A 26569-nucleotide genomic window follows, 5' to 3' on the forward strand; every position below is an offset into this window, starting at 1 on the left:
ATGAGCGAACGCGACTTCATCGCACTGGTCGATGGCGCCCACCAGCTCGTGAAGGCGCCGGTCGTATTGGTGTGGGACCGGCTGAACACCCATGTTTCCCACCGGATGCGGGAGCTGGTCGCCGAGCGCGAGTGGCTGACCGTCTTCCTCCTGCCTGCCTACTCGCCCGACCTGAATCCGGTCGAGGGGGTGTGGGCGCACGTCAAACACAGCCTGGCCAACCTCGCCGTCGTCGCCCTCGACCGCCTGGAGACCCTCGTCCGCAACCGACTCAAACGCCTCCAGTACCGGCCCGGCATCCTCGACGGCTTCGTCACCGGAACCGGCCTCACCCTCCACACCCCAACATCACCCTGACAAGCCGAAGTCAGTAACGGCATGTGAGACCTCCGTGCGTTGCGTACATCGGCCGCCCACCGTCGACGGCCACCGTGCGCAACGTTACGAGGCGTGACGGTGAGGTTCCCCTTCGCGCACGCAGATATGGCTGGTAGCGCTCGATGATTCCCGCACTGGCGGTTGAGGTGTTTCCGCCTGACGCTCCGTGAACTGTGCGCAGTGTTCAGGCCCTTGGTCATGAGTCAAGGGGCTTTCGGCAGGGGATGAGTCCTGTTTTGGCGAGATAGCTTCGATGGTGGGCCTGTTTATTGGGTGGATCGCCTCTGAGTGAGCCTGACTTCTAGCGACGGGGTGAGACGACTGTGGAAGCGGAAAGTGTCTCAATCGCCCACACCGGCTGGAGCCTTGTGATCGAGCCTTCCGAACATGTGCCGGTGGCCAAGCCGAGGAACAAGCGGGCCTGTCCGACAAGACCGCGCTCCCAGGGCCGCTCCATTCTCCAACGTCGGGGGGCTCCAAACCCGAGGAGATCGTGTGACAAACCTGCCCAGGTGGCCAAAGAGAAAGTCGACTGGCTCACACCTTGTATCCGTTGAACGACATCGTTGCGGATCAGGCACTGAGACCCATTGAACTCGGGTTCCGAGTGGGTCAACTCCACGGCGGTTCCGATGGCTTGTGGTGGGTCGCGTGAATCTGGTACGGGCGGTCCCCTTGACGTGTCTCGGCGACGGTTTGCCGTGATGCCACTGCCAGCCGAAAGCGCCTGCAATTTCTTTTCCATGACGCATAGTCAAAACAGAGGAGCGAACGTGAACTCTATCGACGACGTACAAGATGTGCCGAAGCCGATGGGAGTGCGGAAGATCCTCGTCGTAGCCGACGCGAGCGGTGAGGGCTACGGAGGTATCCCCGTCTACAACGAGCGGATGATCAAGGCACTGTCGGCAGCGGGGCATCAGGTGACGCTGCTGACGGTCCAAGGGGAGTACAGCTCCGGGCACGACGAGTACTGCACGGTCATCGATGTACCGGCGGCTGCCCCACCGACAGCAGGCCAGGGGAAGACCGAGCCCCGGGTGACACTGCTGGCCGCGATGCAGAAGAAGGATCCCAGTGTCTACGGGCTTCCGGCCGCCGGAGCCGGAGCTTTTGACCTCGTCATCGGGCACTCACGATTCTCGGGCCCTGCGGCTGTGCTGGCGAAGCGGTGGTACCCGGATGTGAAGACTGTTTGGGTGCTGCACACCAATGTCGAACAACTGGGGGAGATGAAGCAGGACGAGCCCAGCAAGGTCGGGATGAACGTCGCTGCTGAACAGGTGTGGATGCCGCGGGCTGACGTCATCGTCGGTCCGGGCCCGCTCCTCACCACCACTGCGCGCGTCCTCTCGCAGGCCGGCGCCGATGCGTCGCGGCGACTCGACTACCTGGATCTCGACGGAATGCCCCGCCGCGACCGCCCCCACCTGCACGAGATGGTGACGGGAACCGACCAGTTCGACCCTGTGCCGACACGTGACAGCACGCCGGACCCGTTCCAGATGCTGCTGCTGGGACGGGCTGACGACAAAATCAAGGGGCTGGACACCGCCCTGGAGGCGATCAAGCGGCTGCGCGCGCGGGGTCTCAACGTCCACCTGAACGTTCGCGGTATCGGGAAGAGCGAAAAATTCACCGTGGAAGAAAGGGTGAAGCAGGAACAGGCCAAGGCCGACGCCACCGGTGGCAAGGGCGCGGCGACGATCCTCCCCTTCATCACCGACCAGGAAGAACTTGCCAAGGACACCAAGAACGCCCACCTGGTGATCGTGCCGTCCTTGAACGAGGGGTTTCCGCTCACAGCGCTGGAGGCGCTGGGACGCGGCGTACCAGTCCTGGTCAACGAGGACAACGGAGTGGCTCACTTCCTGCTGGACGGCACGCGGATACCTGCTGACATCGGTCCGGAATTCGTCGTCAAAGACAAGAACTGTAAGCCCGGAGATCGCGCTAGCACCTGGGAGCGGGCGATCGAGCGCATCATGAACGAATATCCGCGCTATGCGGGCAACGCAGCGGGCATGCGGACACTGCTGAAGGGCTACGACTGGTCGCACGCAGCCGAGGCACTGGTGACTGCTGTCGACAGGCATTCGCCTGTCGTGGACACCGTTCAGAAGGAGCAGGGAGGGGTGGCCCGAAAGCCACGCCGTCGCCAGTCGATGTCGCTGTAGCGGAGTCGTCCTGAGAAGTCGTTCCTGGCACCAGCCGGAGTCCCAAGGTGCCATGCCGTTGCGCCTCAGCCCGTGGGTGAGACCGTTGGTGTTTCCCGTCGGCCAATGTGGTCGGTGATGCCGCGGCTGCATAAACATCTGCGCGCATGGGCGTGGCCGCAGCCTTTGTCGGCATGCAACTTCTGGAGTCGGCTCCGCCTGGGTCAGCAGCGGCAACGGATGAGGGAGATGCCCCTCACCAGGGGGCGAATCCCTGACTGTTGTGCAGGGGCACCACCCGCTGGAACAGCGCCCGCAACCTTCCTGACACCAACTACTCCACCATCAACACTCAGACGACTGTCCGATCCGCCAATTGAGCTGATCCCACCCCCTGACGATGCCGGTTCGGAGCGGTGTACAGGGAGATGGGCGCTGGGCATCAAACACGCGATCGCCCCTGTCTGGCTCCCCACCGATGACCTCTGTGACGACTCTTATAACTGAAGGAAGTCTCCATGCCGCCCTCCTTCCAATTGAAGGAGAAGAAAGATGATCACTTCTCTGATCTGCGACATGCGGTGCCTGACAATGAAGGCGTAAATACTCGGCAGCCCATATATCAGACGCCTGGGGCCTTCATCTCCGATAATTCCCAGACGATGGCGGCGGTGTCCCATGCCCTCGCAGAATGGACACGCGAAGCGCGCTACGTGGCTCCCGAAAGCGCCCCACAAGTGGGCGGGCACGGGAAGATTGAGATGCACGCAGGTGGGCGTGTGCTTCGTAAGCCCACCAACACAATCGAACGAGAAATCTATGCCCGGATCCGCGCAGGCAGGTACCCAGACCTGGCAACCGTAGTACCGAACTCGTACACAGCGGCCCAGGTTGAGAATATGAATGATCCCGCACAAGAAAGTGGCGACGGAAGCCTCTTTATCGAGAACATCACGCACGGAATGAAAAGACCTAGGGTCCTCGATATCAAGATAGGGAGGAGCACGGCAAGCAGGCATGAACTGAATGAAAGCATGGGCAGTCGGGCCGCTTGGTAGAAAAAATTCGCCATAAAATTGCCGACGCAGCCACCGGAACAACTGGGCGCGGCTACTGTCTGGTTGGGGGAACAAGTATAGCCGGAAGTCGCCTCCAAATAGGGCAAAATTCAGAGAGGATTTTGGCCGACTATGCAGTCAGTCCTGTTGTTTACCGCATTATCTCCGAGGAAATTGCCAAGATCAGGACGGCGGTGCATGACTCCGGACTTGCTTTCGTCGGGGCCAGCACGCTGATCGCGATTGACGGCGATCCGACCAAAGATGACGGGGCGCCAGTTGTGCGCGTCAAGTTGATTGATCTAGCTCACGCATTCGATGAGGAACGGCTGGGTATAACACAAGTGAAGAAGTATCGAGATCGGTTCGACGAAGGCTTGAAGAACCTCATGCAAATGGTTAATTCTGCCGAGAAACTGAAGCGCGCGGTTGTCGCTGAAACGATCGCCTGAACGTCATGAGCAGATCCAGAACGCGCAACCAGCAGGGCCCCTCGGACGCCGGGTGTGACGAGTGAGATCACCTCGCTGACGATCAGGGCCCCGCCTCGTCACCGAACCCGTCTGGCCGGCATGTTCACCTCATCAGAGCCGAGATGAAAAGGGTTAGCTCAGACGCATACCGCCTTCGCCAATGCCGCGAGATTGGCGCTTGATGGAAGGCGGTGCTGAGGGACTCGGTGCGGCTCGGAAAGAGGTGACGTCAACCTGTGGGCAAATGAGTCAACTTTTGCGTCCCCTTCACCCGCGCCGCGTTTCATAGAGTAAGAGCCGCAGTGTGCGCCCGCGCGCGGGACATGCATCGCCGGGAAAACGTGGAAGGCGCCAAGTAGGCATTTCTGAACCAACTGCACGCCGCAATGTTCCATATCTCGATCGCGGCCCGCGCACCAGGGTCACGTAAAACTAGCCTCATGGAATAAGTTTTGAGTTCTTTCGCGTCGGACAAATCGAGAACTAGCAAATTTTCCACGGCCTCTGTGACCTTGAGCAGCCCCATGAGGGAACTTTAGCAGCCATGCGGAGAAGCTATGTACAAGGCGTCAGCCTCAGCTACACACAAGACCTCGCCCAGCCCCGCGAAACCGCAATATCATGCGCCGGTCGCTGCAGCGATAGATAAGACCTCGCCCGTCGCGAAAAAGCCAATTGACAAGAAGAAGTTCGCGGGGGCGACGCTTAAGGTTTATGGAACAAACGCGGGATGCGCTTTCATTAATGCGCTTTCGCAGGCAAGGGTATTCGGTGAAAATCGTTCGGCTGGCGTGCCGGATCTCATGGTGAACCCGACATGGGGTAAAGGCGGTGGGTATTGGGAAGAGTTTAACGCGGAGTGTCGAAGGCACTTTGAAAAGTATGGATCCCACCTGGTGAGCAAGAAGGACAAGGACCTCTTCCAAGAGCTCTGGAGGGATCACGGGGCGGTTGGGGTGAGGCTTATGATGCTTGAAGCCCTTAAGGAGTGCGAGAGGTACTGGCAGGTGGCCGACGACTTCAAGAAGCCCTTGTATCGGGGGGCGCGAATATCGGAGAGTGCGTTTAGTCGTTACTGGGAGGCCAAAGAGTCGGGTAAACCTCTCCAGTCGCCCCAGTGTCTCTCTACGGCCGTGAAGAAAAAGACGGCGGAGAAATTCGCTCAAGGTTCCTATGAGTCATTGAATTCTCCTAATTCTGTCAAATCTGTCCCTGTAATATTCGAGATCTATCCGAGCGTCGAAGTCCCCGCCTATAAGTATCAGGCTCATGTCGACGAGGCCGAAGTGATACTCCCGCCCCTGTCCATCTTTCAAGTGGTGGACATTCGGGACGGTGGATCGGCTAAGGTGATCAAACTTCAACCGCACGGTGTCGTAAAGAGGAGCGGCGCATGGCCGAATTCTGCTCATATGCCGGGATTTCAATAGATAGCCAGGCTCTTGGCTCGGTCTTTATCATCCGTCTGTCGCTGACAGCGGCGAGGACTGCGACCAGCAGGTGTCGATTTTGCTGATGATCTTTTGTGGCTTGCGGGCTCCCCGGGGCGACAAGGCTTGCATCACGACATCGAGGAGGACTCGGGCTTCCAGAGAGCTGCCGCAGCAGACCCACTCAAGGTAGAGCCAATCGTCGTCGTGCCATAGCCGGTCGTAATGGCGCCATAGTTCCCGCTCCGGGCGGTGGACAAAGCCCCTCCAAAGACGCACCGCCGTTGTTGCCCAAGAAGTGCTGCGGTCGCGGGTGGTGGCTGCGCTGGAGTCGGGGCGGGTGCGGGGCTGTTGGCAGACGGCTTGAGTGTTCGGTGTCGCGGAGCGGTCGGTGGGCAGCTGGTGGCGCAGGTACCGGGCCTTGGGACGGGCGGGGCTCGCGGCGCTGGTGAAGTCCCGCGCCGGGCCGGGCGAGCTGATCAGTGCCGAGGATTGGGCGGTGGTCTTTCAGGCGATGGCCGACTGCACCCCGGAGGACCTGCGGCGGGCCGTTGTGGACCCGCGAGCTGGTCGCGGCCCCGATCCGGATGGTTGTCGGGGTCATCATGACCGAGCAGGGCGTGGGCCAGTGGCTGCGCCGGCACGGCCGCTCCCCGCAGCGCCCGGCCCGGCGTTCCCACCGTCAGGACCAGGCGACGGTGGACGCCTGGCTGCGCGACGAGTAGCCGGCCGTCGCCGCCCGGGCGAAGACCGGGAACGCGGTCGTGGCCCGGACGGATCAGTGCGGACTGCGCTCGGGCACCGCCCCCGTTCGGCACCTCCTGGGCCCCGAAGGGCCGGGCCCCGAGTGATCGCCGACCGGCACCCCCGTCCACCGCTCCAAGGCTGCCCGCACCTGGCTCGCCGCCGACACCGAACGCGTCGACGCGTCAGGCCATGGAGCGCAACCGTCTTCCGCGGCCGGGACGGGTTGCTGCCCCGTTCGGCGCTCGTGATCTGGCATGACATGCAAAATGACCGGCCATGGAGGGCGGGCCGGCTGTGGTGGTCCGAGGACGCACCGCCCGAAGGGCCGGGGCTGTGGTGGGCCTCGACGGGAGTCCTCGCATGGCCGCTGCTCTGAGTTCCGGCCGGTTCGGAGGAGCGAGACTCCGGGGTAAGTGCACCGGCCCGCCTCCTCCAAAGGAACGAGCAACCCCGCTCACCAGCCCAGGTACTTCAGCCCCCAACTCGGGACTTTCCGACGCCTCGACCCCGCCCACCGACACGGACAATGGAGGCAACCCCGGGCCGTCGCCGTCCGGTCCACCCCCGACCAGGGACGTCGGGCGGCCGGCCGCGGGTCCCAGCCGTACGTCTCGTCCGGGGGCTCACGCGGCGACGTTCCGCCCGTCCAGTCGATGACTCCGGTGGTTCTCGCCGCCCAGGCCCACGGGACCGACCCCGGCGAACGTGTCTCCGCCCGTTGCCTCTGAGGATCATGACCGTCGACAACCTCCCACTGCCCGCCGCCTCCCAACGACGCGGGTCGCCGCGTCCGCGCGGTCCGCTCACCGGCGCGTCCTCGGCCCCGTCCCGGCTGCCGAGCCAAGCGGCCTGTGCCGAGGCGGATGCCACGCTGTTCTATCCCGCGCATTACACCCGGGAGGGCCTGGCTGAGGTCCTGGCCCTGTGCGCCGGCTGCCCGGTGCGCGCCTTGTGCCTGGAGCACGCCCGCACCATGCCGGAGCGTTTCGGCATCTGGGGCGGGACTACCCCCTGCGAGCGGGGCTGGGACAAGTACGGCAGGCGCCTGGACCGGCGGCGCGCCTCCCCGACCCGCCGGCCAGGCGACCAGGTCGCTGCCGGCGACCGGCCCGTACCGGCAACGGACAGCCGCCCGTGGGCCGCCTGACCCGTAGAACGGCCAACAATGTCATCCCCGGTCGACACGGCGTCATCCTCTGTCCGCCCCGCATCGTAGGACCGCGCCTAGATTTGGGCGTACGCGCCGAGCGCGGCCGACGCCCTGCACATGCGGGGCTCCGCACAATCCCCTCCGCTTCTCGCACGTTCTTGAGATGGGCATCCGTTGCACCAGGTCACTGGGGCGGGCTACTGGGCCTCGCCGACACTTGAGATGCGTACCGCGGACATGCCGGTGTCCGTCCTGGACTCGTTGCGCGGCGAGCGCACTTGGGACGTCGTCGCGTCACTGGCACCCGTGTACCGCTGGCTCGTCGAGGAGGGCCGAGCTCTGTCCGGTGCCCTCGCGGCCCTGTCCGACAGCGCCGGAGCGGCGGCCTTCGGAGTCAAACCCGCCCTCGCCACGGTGCGCCGCGCGCTGTGCGCGGTACGACAGTCCGACGACTGGGTGTGGGCCCACCAGGCGTGGGAGGCGCTGCCCGGCGACATCTGCGTGCGGGTCGAGCGTTGGCTCGGTGAACTCGAACGGTACGAGCCCCGCGCCGCCGAGCTCGCCGGGCTGCACGCGCGCGAACTGCGCGACGCGGACGCCGAGTTGCGCAAGGCCGTGTCGTCCGGGGCGTTCCGCACGGCTCCCGCCCCCGACAGCCGGACGTTTCCCGACGACTTGGACAGCTGGCTCAAGGAACCGGGACAACGGCGTGGCCTCGTACTCCGACTGGCCCGGCACCTGGCCCGTGCGACCACCCGCACAGGCCCGCACACCTCCCGTACCCCACGGAGATTCGGCCCCGGTGTCCTCGATGGTCCGCGCCGTGCCGGAGAGCCCGATGCCTGGGCGCTCCAGCAGTTGGCGAGCCGCCTGGCCGTACGGCCCGAGCTGGCGCGGCGGCTTCGGGTACGGGTGAACCCGACCGCGCTGGAGGACGACGGCTGGCTGTGGTTCCTGAGCCCGGCGCCCGGCGAGCACCTCTCCCGGGTCCGGTTCGACGAGGCCGCCTGGACCTGCCTCGACCTGGTGCGCGCGGTCCCCGGCCGCACCCTCGGAGGGCTCCGCACCGATCTGCTCGCCCGGGGCGGGCGAACCGCCGAGCAGGCCGACACGCTCATCGAGGAGCTGACGACGTCCGGACTCCTTGAGCTGCAACTGCCTCCTGCCGGTCCGTCGGACGCGGCGGATCGCTCCGGCACCGATGCCGGTGAAGTTGCAGCAACTGTACGGGAGTTGAGGGCACGACTGCGCGAGTACCCGACCGCGTCCGGCACCCGCGAACGGGCCGAGATCCGCCGCTCCGCCCGCAGCGCCCTGCACTCACCCGCCCTCAGGCCCGGCCGCCGCCCCTACCGCCTCCCGGACCGCGCCCGCGCAGCAGCGCGGCCCGCGTGTGACGAGCCGGGCCGGGCCGCCGGACTCGACCGGGACCGCTGGCAGGCGGCGTGCGACCAACTCGACACCGTGCGCAGGCTGGCGGGGCTGTTCGACCCGGACTTGCCTTTCAGGCTGGCGCTCGCCTCCGTGCTGGAGGACCGCTTCCCCGAGGGCACGAGCTTGCTCACGTTCTACCGATACGTACAGCGGTCGGCCCACGCCCTGCACGAACCGGCACACGAGCGGATCGGCCCGTCCGAGCTGCGCACACACCTGGTCGGCGCGCTCGCGCCGCGCCACCCGCTGTCCCACAGCGACCTCGCCCCGATCCGTCACCTCGACCGGATGCGCACGGATGCCCTGGAGCTGCTGTGCACCGGCCCCGCGGACGCACAGGGCACCGTCCACGCCGACCCGGCGGAACTGGCCGAACTGATCGCCCGCTGGCCCGCCCACGTTCGAGCCCCGGAGTCGGTGTCATGTTTCGTGCAACCCCTGCCGTCCGCACCGAGAGAAGACCAGAGACTCGTCCTCAACCGCCTCGCCACCGGATTCGGTACGGAGCTGCCGCCCAGGGATGTGTCCTACGCCCCTACCGCCGCCGACGACCGGATCTTCGCCCGGACCGACGAGGTGTTCGGCGGGCGCTCGCACCGCCACGCTCCACGCACGGAGTACTCCATCGACTACCCCTGCAGCTCCGCCGAACACGCCCCGCGCCAGCGCATCCGGCTGCCCGATCTGCACGTTGTCCGTGATGCCGAGACAGGCCTGCCCGTGTTGGGTTCGGTGCCTCTGGACGTCGAGGTGACGCCTCTGCACCTGGGCGGACTGCCGGTCGATCTGCTGCCTCCCGTGTTGCGCTTCCTGGTCCGCGGCTTCGCCGTCCGTGCCGAGGCCGGCCGTCCTTTGTGGGCACATGCGTTGCCGGGCGGGGACACCGAGCCGGACGGCGTACAGCGGCTGCCGAGAATCCAGCTCGGCCCGCTCACGCTGACCCGCGCCACATGGCACCTGAAGGCAGGCCTCTTCCCGGTCTGGCGCCCCGACGAGCCGAGCCACGGCTACCTCGTGCGGCTCGCGGCCTGGCTGGACGAACACGGCATCCCGCGCCGCTTCTTCGCCCGTACGGCATGGGCCGGCACCGAGGCCCAGTACGTGGATGTCTCGGTCCACCGCCTCCTGGAGGCGTTCGCCCAGGAGCCACGCGCCGAGGACGACGTACTCGTACTGCATGAAGCACTTCCCGCGCCGGCGGACGCACCAGGCGGCCACGGAGAGGAGGCGCGACGTGTCACCGAGTACGTACTGGAGATCTCGTCGCCCGAGGTGCGCCATGGCTAGGAGGCTGACCGGACCAGAGCCGGTCCGGCCCGGTGCGGACGACTGGGTCGGTCTGCACGCCTTCCACCGAGGCGACCTCGAACAGTTGGTCACCCGGTGCGTGACCCCTCTGGTCCGGGGTCTGGAGGCGACGGGTCAGTTGAGGGGGTGGTTCTTCGAGCGCTCGTGCCTGGGCGGACCGTATCTGCGGCTTCAGCTCCTCCCCACCGGCCCGGAGCACGCCGCGGCCGTGCGCGCTACCGCCACGGAACGGCTCACCGAACACCTGACGGCGCACGACAACCCCGCGCGACCGAGAGGCATGCACCCTTCGGCGGACGGCCATCCGATGGTTGAACAGGTCTCGTACACAAGGGAGTTCAACCCGTGCTTTCACGGCGAGGCGATCACAGCCGTCGAGCGGCACTTCACCGAGTCCAGCGACCTGGCCCTCGTGCTCCTGGACGGCAGCATCACGCACCAGATGCGGATGCGCACTACACTCGCCCACCTCACCACGGCTCTCGCGGCATCAGGGATGAGCATGGCGGAGACCTCCGTGCAGGCTCTGGAGTTCCTTGAGCCCTCGGAGCGCCCGTACATAGTCCGAGGCGCCAAGGCCGCCTACCAGGTGCACGGCACTGAAATACGGGCGCTGACACGCCAGTTGTGGGACGCGCCAGGCGCCGGGGGGTGGTCGGACTCGATACGCGCGCTCGCGGCACACCTGACCGCCACGGCGCCCGCCACCGCGCCCACAGCGCTGCCTGGCCGCCGCGGCCGACGCCGGCGGACCGACACCGTCGCAGCACCGGACGTGCACCAAGTGCTGTCCCGCTGCGCGCACCTTTTCGCCAACCGGGTGGGCATCACTCCCCAACAGGAGGCCCACTTGCGCCTGCTGCTCGCCCAGACGCTGAACGACCTCTCTTCCGGACGCCCGCACCGGGTGTGCGTCTGAGGCCCGATGCACGGGGTGGCTCGACGGTCGGCCCACCGGTGCGGTTGCCCGGGCACGCAGGTGTCGGCCCCCGGCACATCCCGGGGGCCGACCTCGAAGACCGTGCCGGGCGGGTTACGGCCCCCGCCCGGTGGAGGCGGCCTACTTGCCCTGGTACTGGGCGAAGGCCTTCGAGAACTCGCCCTGCTGCTGGTCGAGCAGGCCCGAGTGGTTGTACAGCTCGTTCTTGCTGCCCGGCTGGTCGCGGTTGGCGGACCACATCGAGAGCATGCCCACGCCCTTGCTCTTGGCCCAGTCACGCAGCTTGGGGGCGTCGCTGGTCTTGAAGGTCTCGTTCGGGACGTCGTTCACGCCGATCATCGGCGTCACGCCGATCATCTTGTACATGTCCGAGGCCGACTTGCCGTAGACCTTGGCGAGCTGGGCCGCGGTCTTGTCCGTCGCGTCCTCGGCGGCCTTGGCCATGTCGGAGCGGTCGCCGCCGTAGTCCATGGTCATGATGTTGACCTGGTCCACGTTGACCCCGGCCTTCTTCGCCTGCTCGACCACGGCCACGCCGCTGTCGTTCAGGCCGTGGCTGTCCAGGACCGCGAGGGTGTACGAGATGTGCAGTTGGCGGCCCTGCTGCTTGGCCCAGGCCTGGACCTTGGCCAGCGCCTTGGCGCGGACGTCGTTGACGTTGGTCTGCTGCTCGTGGGCCCCCTCGACGTCGAAGTCGAGCTTGGTGAGGTCGTAGTCCTTGATGATCTTCATGTACGTCTCGGCGAGCTTGTCCGGGTCGGACTGCTTCTCGTCGATCATCGTGCCGTTGGCGCCGCCGAAGGAGAAGGTGACGTCACCGCCCTGCTCACGGATGCTGTTGACCACGTCGATGTAGGTCTTCTTGTCCGTCGACAGGGTGGGCTGACCGGCCCAGGCCGGCTTGCCCTGGGTGTCCGCGGTGATGAAGGCGAGGGTGACGTTCTTCGTCCCCGGCGCCTTCTTCGTCATGTAGTCGGCGACGGAGAAGCTCTCCTTGCCCCACGTGATGGTGCCGTTGGACTGGCCCATCGTCGGGTCGATGTACGGCGACCACGCCTGGAGGCCCTGCACCGACTTGTCGGCCTTGACCGCCGGAATCGTGCTGGTGTCGAACTTGTACGAGAAGCCGATCGTCAGCTTCTTCTCTCCGCCCTTGGCGATGGTCTCGTTCTCGGTCTTGCCCGTGGCGTCCTTGGAACTGAGCTTGATCTGGTCGCCGTGGTCGGAATCCTTGGGGGCCTTGACGACCTCCGCCTTCAGGTTCCAGAAGGCGCCCCAGACCGTCGGGTTGTCAACGGAAACAGCCTTGGGGAAATTCAGCGTGGCGGTCCAGCCCGTCTTGACGTCGCCACTGTCCGGGGCCTTCAGATTGAGATCGAGCTGGCCCGAGGTCTGCCAGTCCTTGATGGTGTCGATGGAAGCGTTGAGCCCACTGCTGGCCTTCGCCTGTACGCCGGTCATGCCGTAGGCCGTGGCCTTGCCGGGGTGCGCCCCAGCGGTGCTCCGGACGGGAGCGGGCGCAGGCGCGGCGCCAGCGGTCGCGGCGATCGCCGAACCGCCGATCGCGGCGACGATCGCGGTGCACGCGACAATCTTGGACTTACGGCTCTTGGGGAGGTTGAAACGCCGACGATTCACCGGAGAATTCCATTCATTGACGGACTCATAAGCGCGGGTGCGGCTGCTCGCTGTCAGAGGGGGAGTCAGCGGAAGCGGCTCGTCGACGACGCTATCCGGCAAGGGAGTTGGGACCCCGGGGAGAAGGTTGATCGCCTGTATTCGAACCGAGATGGTCCATCAGAACGGCGGTTCGTGTATTGCTCGGAAATTTCCTTGAGGTGATTTCGCGTCAACCCGAGCCGTCTCCCCGCGGTGATTCGAGCGTGCCAATGGATGATCCGAAAGGTGAGCATCCCGGATCCGGTACGCCACGGCCGGGTGACCCCGCCGACCGGACGCACCCGAGGGGACACTCGCGACAGAAATGCATCAAATGTATATAAGTAGGGACACATCCGGAACCGGTCCCGAGGGATCGCCATCTAGCAGGGAAGGTACGGCCCCTGGAGAGCGGTGGCCCGAGAGTTCTGGGCCAGTGGCTCCGGAGGTGGAGGATTTCCGTGCGAGCACTGAGGGGTCCGGCTCCCGTACGGGCCGGGGCGTCGGGGCGCGACGACGACCACGCTCACACCATGTCGTTCGCGGCGCTCGCGCAGGCGCCAGACCGCCGCCGCACCGAGGCCCTGCTGCTCGCCTTCGTCGTGGTGATCACCGTGGGCGGCTATGTCGGCGTCGGGCTCTCCATGGAAGGTGCGCTGCCCAGCGGCCTCACCCGCTTCGCGATCTCCCTCTTCCTGCTCGCGCTGGTGCCGCACCTCGCCGTACGCCGCTGGGCCTCGCGCGCCGACCCCCTGGTGCTGCCCATCGCCCTGCTGCTCACCGGCCTCGGCTTGGTGCTGCTGCACCGCCTCGACATCACCTATGCCGCCAAGCCGCGCCTGAGGATGACCGAATCGGGCGGGCAGCAACTGATGTGGACCGTCATCGGCATGGCGGTCTGTGTCATCGTCCTCGTCGCCCTGCGCGACCATCGCAGGCTCCAGCGCTACATCTACGTCACGATGGCCGTCGCCCTCGTGCTGCTGATGGCGCCCGCGTTCTTCGGCGCCGACCAGTTCGGCGCCAAGCGCTGGATCAGCCTGGGGCCGCTGTCGGTGCAGCCCGGCGAATTCGTCAAGATCATGATCGCGGTGTTCTTCGCGGGCTACCTCACCGTCAACCGCGACGCCCTCGCCCTCACCGGCCGCCGCTTCCTCGGCATGCAGCTGCCGCCCGGACGCCAATTCGCCCCCATCGTCACGATCTGGGGGCTGAGCCTGCTCGTCCTCGTCTTCGAGCGCGACCTCGGCACCTCGCTCATCTTCTTCGGCGTCTTCGTGATCATGCTGTACGTGGCCACGGAGCGCACCAGCTGGGTGGTGTTCGGCGTGCTGATGGCGGTGGTCGGCGCCGTCGCCGTCGGCTCGACCCAGCCGCACGTGCACGGTCGGGTGGTGGCTTGGCAGCACCCGATGGACGCCTTCACCCCGGCCGGCCAGAAGGCCGGGATCTCCGAGCAACTCGGCCAGGCGCTGTTCAGCTTCGGCAGCGGCGGCATCACCGGTACCGGCCTCGGCCAGGGCCACCCGGAGCTGATCGGCTTCGCCGGCAACAGCGACTTCATCCTCACCACCGTCGGTGAAGAGCTCGGCCTCGCCGGAGTCATGGCCGTCCTCATGCTGTACACCCTGCTCGCGCAGCGCGGCTTCAGCATCGCCATCGCCACCCGCGATGCCTTCGGCAAGCTCCTCGCCACCGGGCTGGCCGGCGCGCTGCTGCTCCAGGTCTTCGTGGTCAGCGGCGGAGTCATCGGCCTCATCCCGCTCACCGGCAAGGCCCTGCCGTTCCTCGCCAAGGGCGGCTCCTCCATGGTCGCCAACTGGATCATGGTGGCCTTGCTCATCCGCATCAGCGACAACGCCCAGCGCCGCCGCGAGCCGGCCGCCCCGGCGCGGCCGGCGTGAGACGCCCGCTGGTCCGGCGGCACACCCGCCGGACCAGCGCACACGTTCATCTCGAAGCAGCTCGGATCAGAGGGTGACGTCCATGACCGCGTAGAAGGACTCGTCACTGTTGTTGGAGCCGAAGATCTGCTCCTCCAGCGCGTGGTTCGGCGACGCGTCGTGGCCGGGCGGCAGCTGGCGCTGCCAGATGGCGTAGATGGTGTGCTTGCCGTGCTTGTTCTCGGGCAGCCGGGCCGTGTGCCGGTAGGTGGCGACCATCCCGTTGGGGCCCTGGGTGCGGCCGGCGTGCGTGTAGGCCACGAGGAACGGCGTCTGCTCCAGGTCGGACCACTTCAGCGGCTGCGACGTGTCCACGCCGTCCTTGGTGATGTAGTACGAGATGTGCCCGGTGTGGGACGCCGTCGCCTGCCACACGAACTCGTAGTCACCACCCTGCTTGCGGGCCGCGGACAGGTCGGTGCGGTGCCAGTCGCTCCGGGGCAGGTCCATGCCCTCGAAGCCGGGCACGTTGGCGCTCGCCAGCTTTCCGTCGGGAATCATGTTGCGGTGCTTGCCCGCGACGTTCCCGTGGGCCATCTGCTGCCACGTGCCGTAGGCACCCAGGTTCTTGCTCGCCTTCGCCGCGGCCTTGCAGGCCGGGTCCTTCATGGCGTCCGGGCTCCAGATGCTGCCCAATTCCGGCTTGACGCAGTACCAGTTGCGCGCAATGGGGCCGTCGTTGGAGCCGTGGGCCGAGGCACTGAGGCTCATGGGGCCGAGCAGGAGGAGCGGTGCGGCGAACAGGGCGCCGACCCTGAACGCGCGGCGCACATTCCGGATCTTCGACTTCATCTTCATCTTCACGGTGATAATTCCCTCTCCGGTCACCTGAGGCGGTTTTCCGGAACGCGGTGGATCAGGGCGGCGGGTGCTACTTCGTGGAAACGGTCTTCTCCTCGGAGAATTCACCGGGGCTGCCGTTGTCGAGCACCGCGCGCACCTTCACCTTGTACGTCTTCTCCGGGTGGTCGCCCAGCGTGATCTCCGCCATGGCCTTGCCGCCCTTGGCGGGCCCGGGCTTCACATTGGTGGCCGTGTCCGGGTCGTAGTAGCTGACCGTGGTGGTGAACTTGCCGTTCAGGTACACCTCGTAGCGCAGAATCTTCTTCTGGCTCTGGGGGACGTCCCACGTCAGGCCGAGATAGTGAACTCCCGGTCCGTCCTGGACGATCCACGACTTGGCGTCCAGGTCCTTCGGGGCGGTGCCGTCGACCGGCTTGTCCTCGGCGGAGGTGGTCGCGCTCGCGACACCGGCGGCCGACTCGTTCCCGGCCGCGTCCACGGCCTTGACCTCGAAGGTGTACTTCGTCGAGGCCTTCAGACCCGACACCACGGCGGCCGGCTCGTCCGGACCGGTGGTCTGGAGCGGCTCCTTGGTTCCCTGGAGGTAGACGCGGTAACCCGTCACGCCGACGTTGTCCGTGGACTTGTCCCAGGTCAGGCGGATCGCCTGGGCTCCGCCGGCGGTGGCCTTCACGTTCTTCGGGGCCGTCGGGGGCTGGTCGTCGGGCGCGGGCGCCGCCCCCGTCGTCACCTTGAGCGCATTGCTGGCGGGAGAGACGTTGCTCGCGCCGTCCACGGCCCTGACCGTCAGCTCGTACGCCGTGTTCGGCTTGATGCCCGCGTTCTCCTTCGTCAGCACCGCGTCGGTCCGGTCGGCGGCGGTGGCGAAGATCTTCTTGCCCTTGTCGAAGACCTCGTAATTCACGACGGCCTTGTTGTCGTGGGAGGCACCCCAACCGAGCTTGATCGTCCCGTCCTTCTGGGCCTGACCGGTCAGCTTCGTGGGAGCGGTGGGGGGCTCGCGGTCGGTCTCGTCGCCGCCCTTGCAGGGGAAGGACTCCCCGTTGAGCTTGCAGCCGCTGATCTCGGGGACGTTCTTGCCGTCGCCCTGGATGCCGAACTCGATGCGCTGCTTGCCGCCGGCCGGGACCGTGCCGTGCTGGGTCGCCTTGATGGTGACGTGGCGCCCCTCCTGCGCCCCGGACGCCGTCCAGGTGGAGTTCACCTGCGCCTTGCCCGAGGAGGTGTCGAACTCGAGCGTCCAGTCGGCCGCGGGGGACGAGGTTTGGTTCGAGAGGCTGAACGCGCCGCTCGACCACCAGGTGGTGGAGCTGCCCATTTCCAGCTTTGCCTTCAGACCTTCCTGGCCGGCGACCGCGTACGAGGCCAGCGGCACCATGGCCCCTGCCGCGGCAATACCGGCCAGCCAGACGAAGACCTTCTTTTTGCTCCCGCGCTTGCGGCTCATTCCATCCTCTTCATGGACGTGGGCAAGTACCAGTAAAGCCCGTGCAAAATGCCTTGGTTGTGAGGAAGGTAGCAGCGCGGCCCGGCGGCGAGGTTCGGCAAAAGTTGTCCCGCGGTTGACGATGGAGGACAGATTCCGAGAAACGTCGACGGTGTCTTACGGGGATGGACAAAAGGCTGACGTCTCCCGGTGCGTGGTGTGGGTAGAGTGCCCATGCGTTCTGCGAATACGCCGCCGAAATTTTCCGGCCCGCCTTCTGGCGCCCCGAGTTCGGCCCGCGTTCCCGATCATTTCTGAACCACCAGAGGACACAGTGAAGCTTTTGCCCGAGGACCAGTGGGTGACGGTCGGGCTGTACGCCCTGGAATTCGGTGCGTTCACCGGGCTCTGCGGTGTGCTCGTGGCCCGCCTCAGGGACCTCGTCCCGTCGCGCCACCCCTGGCTGCCCAGGTCCGCGTTCGGCCTGTGGGGAGTGCTGCTCACCGCCTGCGCGGCCGAGCTGCTCGTCCCGTCCGGCCAGGTCCCCCAGGCCTGGCGCCTCGGCCGGCTCGTACTGCTGCTGTTGGTGGGAGTGCTGCTCCCGTACGTGGTGAACAGGGTGGGGAATGCCGACCCGGCACCGGGCCGCCGAGCGGCACCCGTCGTGGCGGCTCTGCTCGTGGCGGTGTGGGGATGCGCCTGGACGCTTCAGATCCATGGGCACGGCGGCGCGTCCCGCCCCGCGCTGCTGATCGCGTCGACGCTCCAGGTGCTGACGACGGCGACGAGCCTCGGCACATCGGCCGTGTGCTGCCTGTCGCGCCGCTGGCCGGGCAGCGTGGTCCGCCTGATCGTCGGCACGGCCGTGACGGCCGTCATCAGCGGGGCGTATCTCGCGGTGGTCGAATCGTCCTCCCTCTGGGGTCTGTTCCACACGGACTTCGGCACGGCGGCGCTCGTGCAGCTCTGCGCGCTGATGTGCGGGGTGCTCGTGGGCGTGACCCACGACAGGGCCGTCACCCGCGGGCGCGGACTCGGGAAGACGGCCACCGTCGGGCTGTTGCTGGCCCTGACGGTCTTCGGCGCGACCGGCTACCGAGCAGCCGTTCCCACCACTCCGGCGGAGATCAGCGCCGCCCCCGTCGCCCGCACGCTCACCTACGACCCGCGCGCGGGCAACCTTTGCGGCCTGCACGGCAAGGGGCAGCTGGCTCTCGTGGTGGAACGCGCACGCGCGACGGGAACGGCCGTGACGGTGAACGCCACCGACCACAACGGGCCCGTCAGCGACCTCCAAGGTGTGTCGCTGACCTTTACTCACCTGGAGAGCGGCAGAACCGTCCGCGCGGAACTCACCCGCAGGGACGGTGGCACGTGGACGCACGACCGTGTCGCTCTGGGCCTGCCCGGGGCGTGGCGGGTGACCGCCGGGGTGGGCATGTCGGCCGTGAAGGTCCCGGCCGACTCCGCTGTCCTCAACGTCCTTTGACCGAGCGCCTGTTGATTGGACCCCCTCTCCGTGGCACCCCAGATCGCACTCGACGCCGTCACCTTGGCCAGGTGGCAGTTCGGCTTCACCGCCGTCTACCACTATTTCTTCGTTCCGCTGACGATCGGCCTCACCCTGCTCGTCGCCATCCTGCAGACGGCGTGGGTGCGTACGGACAAGGAGCACTACTACCGCGCCACACGCTTCTGGGGGAAGCTGCTCGTCATCAACTTCGCGATAGGCCTGGTGACGGGGATCGTGCAGGAGTTCCAGTTCGGCATGAACTGGTCTTCCTACTCGCGGTTCGTGGGTGATGTGTTCGGGGCGCCGCTGGCGATCGAGGGTGTTGCCGCCTTCTTCATCGAATCGACCTCCATCGGTCTGTGGATGTTCGGATGGGGGCGGCTCGGCAGGAAGACGCATCTGATGACCATCTGGGCGCTGCATGTGGGCACCCTGATCTCCTCGTATTTCGTTCTGTCCGCGAACAGTTGGATGCAGAGTCCCACCGGCTACACGCTCAACCCCGAGTCAGGCCGGGCTCAACTGACGGATGCCGCGGCCCTGTTGTTCCAGCCCACGCAGGTGTACACGTTCCTGCACGTCATCGTTGCCGCATACACCGTCGCCGCCGCCCTCATGGCGGGGATCTCCTGCTACCACCTGCGCCGCGGGCGTCACCAGGAGGTCATGCGCCCCTCGCTGCGCCTGGGTCTTGTGACCATGCTCATCTGCGGCCTGGGCATGGCCGTCTCGGGGCATGCCCAGGCGAAGGACATGTACGAGAAACAACCTCTGAAGATGGCGGTTGCCGAAGGCCAGTGGCGCACGCAGGACAACGCTCCCTTCACCGTCCTCGGCTGGCCGGACGCGCGCGGCCGCACCACCTACGGCGCTGTCGAGGTGCCGGGACTGCTGTCCTTCCTCCTGCACAACGACACCGGCGCAGAGGTCACCGGCATCATCGAACTGCAGAAGCGGGAAAGGCAGAAGCACGGAGAAGGTGACTGGACCCCCAACGTCCCGATCGCCTTCTGGAACTACCGCTCCATGATTGCTCTGGGCATGGTGTCGACGGCGGTCGGAGCCCTGGGAATGTGGCTCACCCGGCGCCGCGACCTGAGCGACATGCGCTGGTTCCACTCGCTGACCGTCTGCACCATGTTCCTTCCGCTCGCGGCCAACGCGTCCGGCTGGATCTTCGCCGAGCTGGGGCGCGCCCCCTGGACCGTCTACGAGCTGCTCACGATGGAGGACTCGGTTTCCAAGGCCGTCTCCGCAGGCAGCGTGCTGGCGACACTCCTCGGCTTCGCCGTCCTCTACGGCGTGCTGGCGGTGATCGAGGTCCGGCTCATGGTGAAGGCGGCGAAGGCCGGACCCGCGGACAGGTCCGAAGAGCCGCAGGTCCCCCTCGAAGACAGCAAGCGGCATGCCGACGAGGACCAACCTCTCGTCTTCGCGTACTGACCCACGCACACGTGGTCACCCATAGCTAGAGGAGAGTGTCTCCCCCGTGCAGCTCCATGACGTCTGGTTCCTTCTGATCGCCGTTTTGTGGATCGGCTACCTGGTCCTCGAAGGGTTCGACTTCGGCGTGGGCATGCTGACCCGCTTCGTCGCCCGGGACAACAGCGAACGGCGGGTCCTGCTCAACACGATCGGGCCCGTCTGGGACGTCAACGAGGTCTGGGTCCTCACCGCCGGTGGTGCCACGTTCGCGGCGTTCCCCGACTGGTACGCGACCCTGTTCAGCGCGGGGTACCTGCCGCTCTTCGTCATCATCGTCGCGCTCATCCTGCGCAACCTCGCCTTCGAGTACCGCCACCAGCGGGACTCCGCCGCCTGGCGGCGAGGGTGGGACCTCTGCATCTTCTGGGGTTCGCTGCTGCCGGCCCTCTTGTGGGGCGTGGTCCTCGCCAACGTCGGCCGGGGTCTGCCGATCGACTCCGAGCGGGAGTTCACCGGCTCCCTCCTCGATCTGCTCCATCCCTTTGCCCTGCTGGGCGGAGTGATGACCTTGACGCTCTGCCTCTTCCACGGGGCGGTGTTCCTCGCCCTGCGCACGGAGGGGAGCGTACGCAGGCGCTCCCGGCGGGCGGCCTCCGTCCTCGGCGTGGTGGCCCTCGCCGTCCTCGTCGCCTTCCTGGCCTGGCTGGTCGCGCACAACCCCAAGGCTACCGTCGTCGTCGCGGCCCTCCTCTCCGTGGCGAGCCTGGGCGCGGCCTTCGTGCTGGCCCACAAGGGACGGCGCAACGGCTGGGCGTTCGCACTCTCCAGCGGGGCCGTCGCCTCGGCGGTCGCGGCGATGTTCCTGGCGCTGTACCCCCATGTGCTTCCCTCGACGCTGTCCCCGCAGTGGAGCCTGACGGTCGACAACGCGTCGGCGTCGCCGTACACACTCCGGTTCATGACGTGGGTGGCGGTCGTCATGCTGCCGTTCGTCCTGCTGTACCAGCTCTGGACGTACTGGGTGTTCCGGCACCGGCTCGGGATAAGGCACCTGCCGGTCACCTTGCAGCGGGGGAATCCGGCATCGGCGGATGCCGACCCGGCCGGTGGCCTGTGAGAAGGCTTACTGCTGCGCCGTCCCGCTTCGCCCCGTCAGGCACGTAGAGGCCGGAACCAGTGGGCATCGTGCCGGTCCGCCGTCGGGCGATGCCTTCGGGAGTGGTGCAGTTATATCCCTTTTGGTGGAACCAACCCATCCTCCTGACATATCCCTGTATTTAGTCAAAACAACCTTGTGCGGGTGGGACGAAGGAGATCGCGGTGGTGGGGAAGTCGCCCAAGGAGCGGACGGCACAACTGGGACCCGGGGCCCTGCCCGGTCGTGAGTCGGACGTGGAACGGGACGCCGGGCGCGCGAGCGAGTTCATGACGCGCGGGCCGTCGGACCGGGCCGTCGGCCGGCCGCCGCATCCCATACGCACCCGCGCCCAGGGCGGAGCGCCGCCCACCGGAGGAGAGCCGGGTACGGGCGGCGCGCCCCGCAGGACGAAGACCGCCGGACGCCGCATCAGGATCTGGCTGCCGCTGTCCCTGGTGCTCCTCCTCGCCCTGGCCGGGGTGCAGATGGTGCGAGCCGTTCCGGACCCGGCCCTGCGGACCGGCGCCGAGGCGTCCTCGTACACCTTCGACGGACGCCTCGGCATACCGTGGCCTGCCAAGGGGCAGGGCGCGGTCCAGGTACAAGGGGTGGGCGGCATTGGCACGTTCGGGGACCCCAGGCCTGTGCCGACGGCCAGTGTCGCCAAGGTCATGACGGCCTATGTGATCCTCCGGGACCACCCGCTGAAGAGGGACGAGGCCGGGCCGGAGATCGAGGTGGACGCGAAGGCCGTGGCGGACGGCAAGGCCGAGGACGAGTCGCGCATCGAGGGCCTCACGGTGGGCGCCAAGTTCAGCCAGCTCGACATGCTGAAGATGCTCGTGATCCCCTCGGGCAACAACGTCGCCCGGCTGCTGGCCCGCTGGGACGGCGGGAGCGACTCCGAAGCCGCGTTCGTGCGGAAGATGAACGAGGCCGCCCAGCGGCTCGGCATGAAGGACACCGTCTACACCGACCCCAGCGGCCTGGACGCCAAGACCGTGAGTACCGCCGTCGACCAGCTGAAACTCGCCGAGGCGGTGATGAAGTCCGACGCGTTCCGGCCGATCGTCACGCTGCCGAACGCCACCATCAAGGGCCTCACCAAGCCGTTGAACAACAACAACGACGACCTGCTCCTGTCCGGTCTGAGCATCAAGGGCATCAAGACCGGCTCCAGTTCGGCGGCGGGCGGCGCGCTGATGTGGGCGGCGTACAAGTCGGTCGGCGACAAAACCCCGCTGCTCCTCGGCACGATGCTGGACCAGCATGCGGACGGCCCCGATCACAACGCGCTCAACTCCCTGGCCCTGGTCAAGGCGAACAGCAAGAAGGTCATCGAGGCCGTACGCAACGCCCTCACCTCGGTGGTCGCGGTCCGCAAGGGCCAGACGGTCGGGTACGTGGACGACGGGCTCGGCGGACGGACCCCGCTCGTCGCCACCGAGGACCTGCGCCTCATCGGCGTACCGGGCCACAAGGCCGCCCTCACGCTCACCGACGGCGGAAGGGCGCTGCCGCGCTCGGCGAAGTCCGGGACCAAGGTCGGTCGGCTGACCCTGGCCGGTGTCGCCGACGCGCCGAGCGTCCCGGTGGCCCTGGAGCACGACTTGGCGCCGCCGTCCCTCGGCTCGCGGCTGATCCGCCTGGGGTGAGCCCGCGGTCCGGGCCGTTCGGTCGGTGGCCAACTCCCTTGCGGGGAGGCCCTCGTGACCGCTCCGGGGCCGTCGACGCGCTGAGCTCCGGGCTCTTCGCGGCCTGCCGCGTGGGCTTTTACTCACAGGTCTGAAAAATTCTTACATTTGCGTAAATAAGCAATCGAAAAGTACGTTCGGTTGTCATCCGTGAAGCAAAGTGCCACAGCGCCCGAGCAGGGGAGCAGGCATGGTGGCCGGGCAAGAGGTGTGAGGGATGACTGACATATGGGGTCAGCCGGCCGAGTCCGGCCGCGCCCGCCAGGTGAGCCTGCATGCGGAGCACGCGAGGCCCTACCAGCTCCGGGTGCCCCAGCAGCGCCAGGGCACCACGGAAGCGCGGCCCACGCGGACGGGCGCACCGGCCTCCTCGCCCGGCCGTGACCGGAGCGGCCGCCCGGGGGTGGCCGTACTGCTGCTGGCCGGAGGTCCGTTGCTCGGCGCGCTGGTGTCCGGCGGGCAGGGTCCGCTCTTCGCGGTCTGTGCCGCAGCCGGCGCGGCCGGGGCGACGTGGCTGTGCAGCCGGGCCGGTGCCTGGTGGACGGTGACGGCGGCCCCGGTGGTGGTCCTGCTGGTCGCCATGGGCGTACGGCTGGCCCTCGACTCCGGCACCTCGACCGGCGCGACCCTCGCCACGGGCGCCCTCAAGTGGTCGGCGAACGCCTTCGTCGCGATGCTGGCCGCCCTCGCGGCAGCCCTTGCCGTGCCCCTTGTCCGACGGATGCGGGGGAAGGGGAAGCGCCATGGGTGAGCGCGGAGCGGGTGGGAGCCGGGCCGAACGGCGCCGGGGCGCGCGTCCGTCGCGCCTGACCGTCGTCGGGCGTACGGCGGCGACAGGGGTGTGCTGCCTGTCGCTGGTCGGCGGTGCGACGTCCTGGTTCACCTACCAGTCGCTGGCGAACGGCGCGTCCACCTCGGACGCGTTGTCGCGCACGCAGAAGAACGCCCCGCCCAAGCTGGACAACTCCGTCAACCTGCTGCTGATCGGGCTCGACAGCCGCAAGGACATGGACGGCAACGACCTGCCGCCCGAGGTCGTCAGCCAGCAGCTGCACGCGGGAGCGTCCAGCGACGTCGGCGGCTACAACACCAACAGCCTCATCCTCATGCACATCCCGCCCGGCGGAAAGGCCAAGGCGCAGGCCGTCTCCATTCCCCGCGACGACTACGTGATGACGTACAACGGGGATGGCTCCTCGCAGGGCATGCACAAGATCAAGGAGGCGTACGGGATCGCCAAGGCGGCCGCCGAACCGGGGCTCAAGGCGAAGGGTGTCAAGGGGGCCGGCCTGGAGCGGCAGAGCCGGGAGGCGGGCCGCGAGGCCACCCTCGCCACCGTGCAGAAGTTCCTGGACGTGCACATCGACCACTTCGCCGAGGTCAACCTGATCGGCTTCTACGACGTCGCGAAGGCGATCGGTCCGATCGATGTGTGCCTCAAGAAGGCCACCAAGGACCCCGCCATGAAGGGCCAGGGCTCGGGCGCCGACTTCCACAAGGGCATCAACACCCTGGCCACTCCGGCCCAGGCACTCGCCTTCGTGCGCCAGCGTCACAACCTGACCAACGGCGACTTCGACCGCACTCATCGCCAGCAGGCGTTCATCACCTCCGCCATGATCGCCCTGAAGAAGAAGGGCATCATCAGCGATCTCGGCAAGGTGCGGGACCTCCTGGCGGTGGTGAAGAAGGACATCGTCATCGACAACCAGTGGAACCTGCTCGACTTCGCCCAGCAGGCGCCCAACCTCACCGGCGGCAACGTCGTCTACAACACCCTCCCGGTCAAGGCCCTGACCGACGTCAACGTGCCCGGCGAAGGCAAGCAGTCCGTCAACGAGGTCGACGTCGAACAGGTCCGCAAGACCGTCAAGGCCCTCTTCAGCAACAAGGAGTCCGACTCCTCGCCGAAGCCCTCGGCCACACCCGAGAAGCCCGCCCCCGCGACCGTCGATGTCTACAACGCCTCCGGCGTGACCGGCGGCGCGGAGGCCACCTCCAAGTCGCTGGTGGCCGCCGGCTACACCAAGGGCGCGGTGGGCACGCGCACCAAGGGCGGCAAGACCCAGGTGCTCTACGGAACCGGCGCCGACAAGGCGGGCGAGCAGATCGCCGCGAAGCTCAACGCCGGTACGGCGACGGCGAGTTCGGCGATTCCGGCCGGGCACGTCCAGGTGATCCTCGGCACCGGCTTCACCCCGCCCGCAGCCGACCCCACCCCGGCGCCCTCGTCCAGCCCCCGCCTGGTCTTCCAGGGCCCGGAGGTCGACGGAGGCGGAATGCCCTGCGTCGACTGATGCGATGGGGGGGGCGGTAGGCCCCGCCCCCTCATCGCATCAGCGCATCATTCGACGGGCCCCTGCATGTGCTGGCTGATCCACTGGATCATGCCGCCGGTCTCCATGTTCGGGATGTAGGTCGCGGCGTTGTGCTCGCCGCCCTGGATGACATGGAGCTTGGTCTTGATCGGACCCTTGCCGTACTGGGTCACGAACTTCTCGATCTGCTTCCGGTCGTTCGACTCGCCCTTGCCGTCGCCTATCTGGAAGGCGAGGTAGACCTCGGGGCCGCCGTTCTTGATGATCTTCGGGGCGAGGACCCGGGGGTTGTTCGCCGCCTTCTCCTTCTCGTGGCCCCGCCACAGCAGTGAGTCGGGCTCGATGTCGGGCCCGTTGGCGATTACGGCCTTGAACTTGTCCGGCTTCTGGAGCACGGACTTGAGCCCGGCGAAGCCGCCCGTGGACGTACCCATGAAGCCCCAGCCGTCACGGGACTTGATCGTGCGGAAGTTGGCCTTGATCAGTTCGGGCACGTCCTCGGTCAGCCAGGTGCCCATCTTCTGCTGACCGGGAATGTCACTCCCGTCCCAGTACCGGCCGGGGTTCGGGTCGCCCTTCTTGTCGTGGTTCTCGGGGTTGAGCACCGGCATGGCCAGGATGAACGGCAGGCTCTTGCCCTCCTTGATCCACTTGGCCAGGGAGGATTCGAGGTGGATGGTCCCGTCCTCGAAGCCGTAGTAGTTGTTCGGATAGCCGGCCCCGCCCGGCAGGGCTATGAGCACCGGGAATCCGCTGTTCTTGTACTTCGGCTCGTCGAAGTACTCCTTGGGCGCCCACACCCAGACCTTCCCCGTGAAGCCGGACTTGGCTCCCTTGAGGGTGGTGACACTGATCGTCGTGCCGTCGTCCGCGTGCCCGGAGACCTTGAAGTCGGCCTCGGGGCCCGTCGCCATCTGGGCCTTGGAGTCGGGGGCGGTGTGGGTGCCGTCGCCCTTGCCGGACTTCGCGAAGGAGACGCTGTCGCCCTTGTCGGTGAACGGGGGTATCTCGTAATGGGCCATCACCTGCCAGGCCACCACCCCCAGGCAAGCCGTGCCCGCCGTACCAATCAGCCACCTCTTCTTGCGGGAACGGCCGCGGTGGGGCGGTTGCGGGCCGGGCTGGGGCAGTTGCACATAGGGGGAGGGGTGTGTCATGGGAGCCTGTTCCTCAGGTCGGAGACACGCCCCGCGATTTCCATGGGGACGACGGGGTGTGCCAGTTATGCGGGGTGTGCCGGTTATGCACCGCAAGACGACGACAGCCCGGCAAAGGTTGCATGCGATGAAGTACTTGGACGCACCCACCGAGCCATATGCCCAGCACGCGGCATGCTCGACGAGTTCGTGCGGGACATCCAGCACGGCTGGATACGGAACCAACGAAGCTCCGGCGTCGATGTGGTGAGTGGAATCACCACACCAACGACGGGGGGCTTCGCCATGTCACACACACGCCTTCGGCTGACCTGAGGCTTCACCCTCTAAGCTTCGCTTTTATCCTTGAGAGGGTCGGATCGTAGGTCAGGCGGTGGTTTTGACCGCTGGGTGGCGGGGGGCGGGGCCGCGTCGGGTG

20 protein-coding genes are annotated in these 26569 nt (G+C 66.9%); 16 read left to right on the plus strand and 4 right to left on the minus strand.

Translation table 11 applies throughout. The features are described from left to right. The 9 genes from AC07F3_RS41215 to AC07F3_RS41255 all read left to right on the plus strand — a co-directional run. The coding region (locus AC07F3_RS41215; RefSeq protein ID WP_479120179.1) for a transposase at nucleotides 1–357 on the plus strand (357 nt) is incomplete at its 5' end. Nucleotides 358–1151: 794 nt separating this feature from the next. Further along, nucleotides 1152–2555 (plus strand): glycosyltransferase family 4 protein, encoded by a 1404-nt coding sequence (locus tag AC07F3_RS41220; RefSeq protein ID WP_479120181.1) that lies wholly within the window; start codon nucleotides 1152–1154, stop codon nucleotides 2553–2555. A 497-nt stretch (nucleotides 2556–3052) separates the two neighbouring features. Next, nucleotides 3053–3592, plus strand: coding sequence for an inositol polyphosphate kinase family protein (locus AC07F3_RS41225; RefSeq protein WP_479120183.1), 540 nt, complete (start codon nucleotides 3053–3055; stop codon nucleotides 3590–3592). Nucleotides 3593–3714: 122 nt separating this feature from the next. Then, nucleotides 3715–4044, plus strand: a complete 330-nt coding sequence (locus tag AC07F3_RS41230; protein WP_479120184.1) for an inositol polyphosphate kinase family protein — start codon at nucleotides 3715–3717, stop codon at nucleotides 4042–4044. Between the two features lie 578 nt (nucleotides 4045–4622). Continuing rightward, a complete protein-coding gene (locus tag AC07F3_RS41235; protein ID WP_479120185.1) occupies nucleotides 4623–5495 on the plus strand; it encodes an ADP-ribosyltransferase family protein in 873 nt (290 codons plus the stop codon). Nucleotides 5496–5977: 482 nt separating this feature from the next. Then, on the plus strand, nucleotides 5978–6220 hold the full coding sequence (locus tag AC07F3_RS41240) for a helix-turn-helix domain-containing protein (RefSeq protein ID WP_479120186.1): 243 nt from the start codon (nucleotides 5978–5980) through the stop codon (nucleotides 6218–6220). 755 nt (nucleotides 6221–6975) lie between these two features. Then, nucleotides 6976–7389 carry a WhiB family transcriptional regulator gene (locus AC07F3_RS41245; RefSeq protein ID WP_479120188.1) on the plus strand — a complete coding sequence of 138 codons (414 nt, stop codon included), beginning with the start codon at nucleotides 6976–6978 and terminating at the stop codon, nucleotides 7387–7389. A 177-nt stretch (nucleotides 7390–7566) separates the two neighbouring features. Then, nucleotides 7567–10113 carry a lantibiotic dehydratase gene (locus AC07F3_RS41250; protein ID WP_479120190.1) on the plus strand — a complete coding sequence of 849 codons (2547 nt, stop codon included), beginning with the start codon at nucleotides 7567–7569 and terminating at the stop codon, nucleotides 10111–10113. Continuing rightward, nucleotides 10106–11053, plus strand: a complete 948-nt coding sequence (locus tag AC07F3_RS41255) for a lantibiotic dehydratase C-terminal domain-containing protein (protein WP_479120191.1) — start codon at nucleotides 10106–10108, stop codon at nucleotides 11051–11053. The genes AC07F3_RS41250 and AC07F3_RS41255 overlap by 8 nt, the downstream gene beginning before the upstream one ends. Nucleotides 11054–11194: 141 nt before the next feature. On the opposite strand, the gene AC07F3_RS41260 is transcribed toward AC07F3_RS41255, so the two are convergent. Continuing rightward, nucleotides 11195–12712 (minus strand): chitinase, encoded by a 1518-nt coding sequence (locus tag AC07F3_RS41260; protein ID WP_479120192.1) that lies wholly within the window; start codon nucleotides 12710–12712, stop codon nucleotides 11195–11197. 554 nt (nucleotides 12713–13266) lie between these two features. On the opposite strand from AC07F3_RS41260, the gene AC07F3_RS41265 reads away from it, so the two are divergent. Next, a complete protein-coding gene (locus AC07F3_RS41265; protein ID WP_479120201.1) occupies nucleotides 13267–14637 on the plus strand; it encodes an FtsW/RodA/SpoVE family cell cycle protein in 1371 nt (456 codons plus the stop codon). A gap of 66 nt (nucleotides 14638–14703) precedes the next feature. On the opposite strand, the gene AC07F3_RS41270 is transcribed toward AC07F3_RS41265, so the two are convergent. After that, nucleotides 14704–15474 (minus strand): lytic polysaccharide monooxygenase, encoded by a 771-nt coding sequence (locus AC07F3_RS41270; RefSeq protein ID WP_479120202.1) that lies wholly within the window; start codon nucleotides 15472–15474, stop codon nucleotides 14704–14706. 73 nt (nucleotides 15475–15547) lie between these two features. Then, nucleotides 15548–16927, minus strand: a complete 1380-nt coding sequence (locus AC07F3_RS41275; RefSeq protein WP_479120193.1) for a fibronectin type III domain-containing protein — start codon at nucleotides 16925–16927, stop codon at nucleotides 15548–15550. 322 nt (nucleotides 16928–17249) lie between these two features. Here AC07F3_RS41275 and AC07F3_RS41280 point away from each other — a divergent pair, with 322 nt between their 5' ends. From AC07F3_RS41280 to AC07F3_RS41305, 6 genes are all read left to right on the plus strand, one after another. Next, nucleotides 17250–18395 (plus strand): hypothetical protein, encoded by a 1146-nt coding sequence (locus AC07F3_RS41280; protein WP_479120194.1) that lies wholly within the window; start codon nucleotides 17250–17252, stop codon nucleotides 18393–18395. 30 nt (nucleotides 18396–18425) lie between these two features. Next, the gene (locus AC07F3_RS41285) at nucleotides 18426–19862 is read left to right on the plus strand and encodes a cytochrome ubiquinol oxidase subunit I (protein ID WP_479120195.1); all 1437 of its coding nucleotides are present in this window, start codon (nucleotides 18426–18428) and stop codon (nucleotides 19860–19862) included. A 46-nt stretch (nucleotides 19863–19908) separates the two neighbouring features. Continuing rightward, nucleotides 19909–20961, plus strand: a complete 1053-nt coding sequence (gene cydB / locus AC07F3_RS41290; RefSeq protein ID WP_479120196.1) for a cytochrome d ubiquinol oxidase subunit II — start codon at nucleotides 19909–19911, stop codon at nucleotides 20959–20961. Nucleotides 20962–21167: 206 nt separating this feature from the next. Then, a complete protein-coding gene (locus AC07F3_RS41295) occupies nucleotides 21168–22637 on the plus strand; it encodes a D-alanyl-D-alanine carboxypeptidase family protein (protein WP_479120197.1) in 1470 nt (489 codons plus the stop codon). Between the two features lie 256 nt (nucleotides 22638–22893). Next, entirely contained in the window at nucleotides 22894–23427 is a 534-nt protein-coding gene (locus AC07F3_RS41300) for a DUF6542 domain-containing protein (RefSeq protein ID WP_479120198.1), read from the plus strand. Then, nucleotides 23420–24973, plus strand: coding sequence for an LCP family protein (locus AC07F3_RS41305; RefSeq protein ID WP_479120199.1), 1554 nt, complete (start codon nucleotides 23420–23422; stop codon nucleotides 24971–24973). Before AC07F3_RS41300 ends, AC07F3_RS41305 begins: the two co-directional genes overlap by 8 nt. Nucleotides 24974–25020: 47 nt before the next feature. On the opposite strand, the gene AC07F3_RS41310 is transcribed toward AC07F3_RS41305, so the two are convergent. Further along, entirely contained in the window at nucleotides 25021–26151 is a 1131-nt protein-coding gene (locus AC07F3_RS41310; RefSeq protein WP_479120200.1) for an alpha/beta hydrolase, read from the minus strand. Between the last annotated feature and the right edge of the window lie 418 nt (nucleotides 26152–26569).

The organism is Streptomyces sp. NPDC045846, assembly GCF_056431605.1.

Coding starts and splice junctions, on each gene's coding strand:
- AC07F3_RS41255 (WP_479120191.1), top strand. CDS start 10,106: ATGGCTAGGAGGCTGACCGGACCAGAGCCGGTCCGGCCCGGTGCGGAC.
- AC07F3_RS41245 (WP_479120188.1), top strand. CDS start 6,976: ATGACCGTCGACAACCTCCCACTGCCCGCCGCCTCCCAACGACGCGGG.
- AC07F3_RS41310 (WP_479120200.1), bottom strand. CDS start 26,151: ATGACACACCCCTCCCCCTATGTGCAACTGCCCCAGCCCGGCCCGCAA.
- AC07F3_RS41275 (WP_479120193.1), bottom strand. CDS start 16,927: ATGAGCCGCAAGCGCGGGAGCAAAAAGAAGGTCTTCGTCTGGCTGGCC.
- AC07F3_RS41300 (WP_479120198.1), top strand. CDS start 22,894: ATGACTGACATATGGGGTCAGCCGGCCGAGTCCGGCCGCGCCCGCCAG.
- AC07F3_RS41305 (WP_479120199.1), top strand. CDS start 23,420: ATGGGTGAGCGCGGAGCGGGTGGGAGCCGGGCCGAACGGCGCCGGGGC.
- AC07F3_RS41235 (WP_479120185.1), top strand. CDS start 4,623: ATGTACAAGGCGTCAGCCTCAGCTACACACAAGACCTCGCCCAGCCCC.
- AC07F3_RS41225 (WP_479120183.1), top strand. CDS start 3,053: ATGCCGCCCTCCTTCCAATTGAAGGAGAAGAAAGATGATCACTTCTCT.
- AC07F3_RS41270 (WP_479120202.1), bottom strand. CDS start 15,474: ATGAAGATGAAGTCGAAGATCCGGAATGTGCGCCGCGCGTTCAGGGTC.
- AC07F3_RS41265 (WP_479120201.1), top strand. CDS start 13,267: ATGTCGTTCGCGGCGCTCGCGCAGGCGCCAGACCGCCGCCGCACCGAG.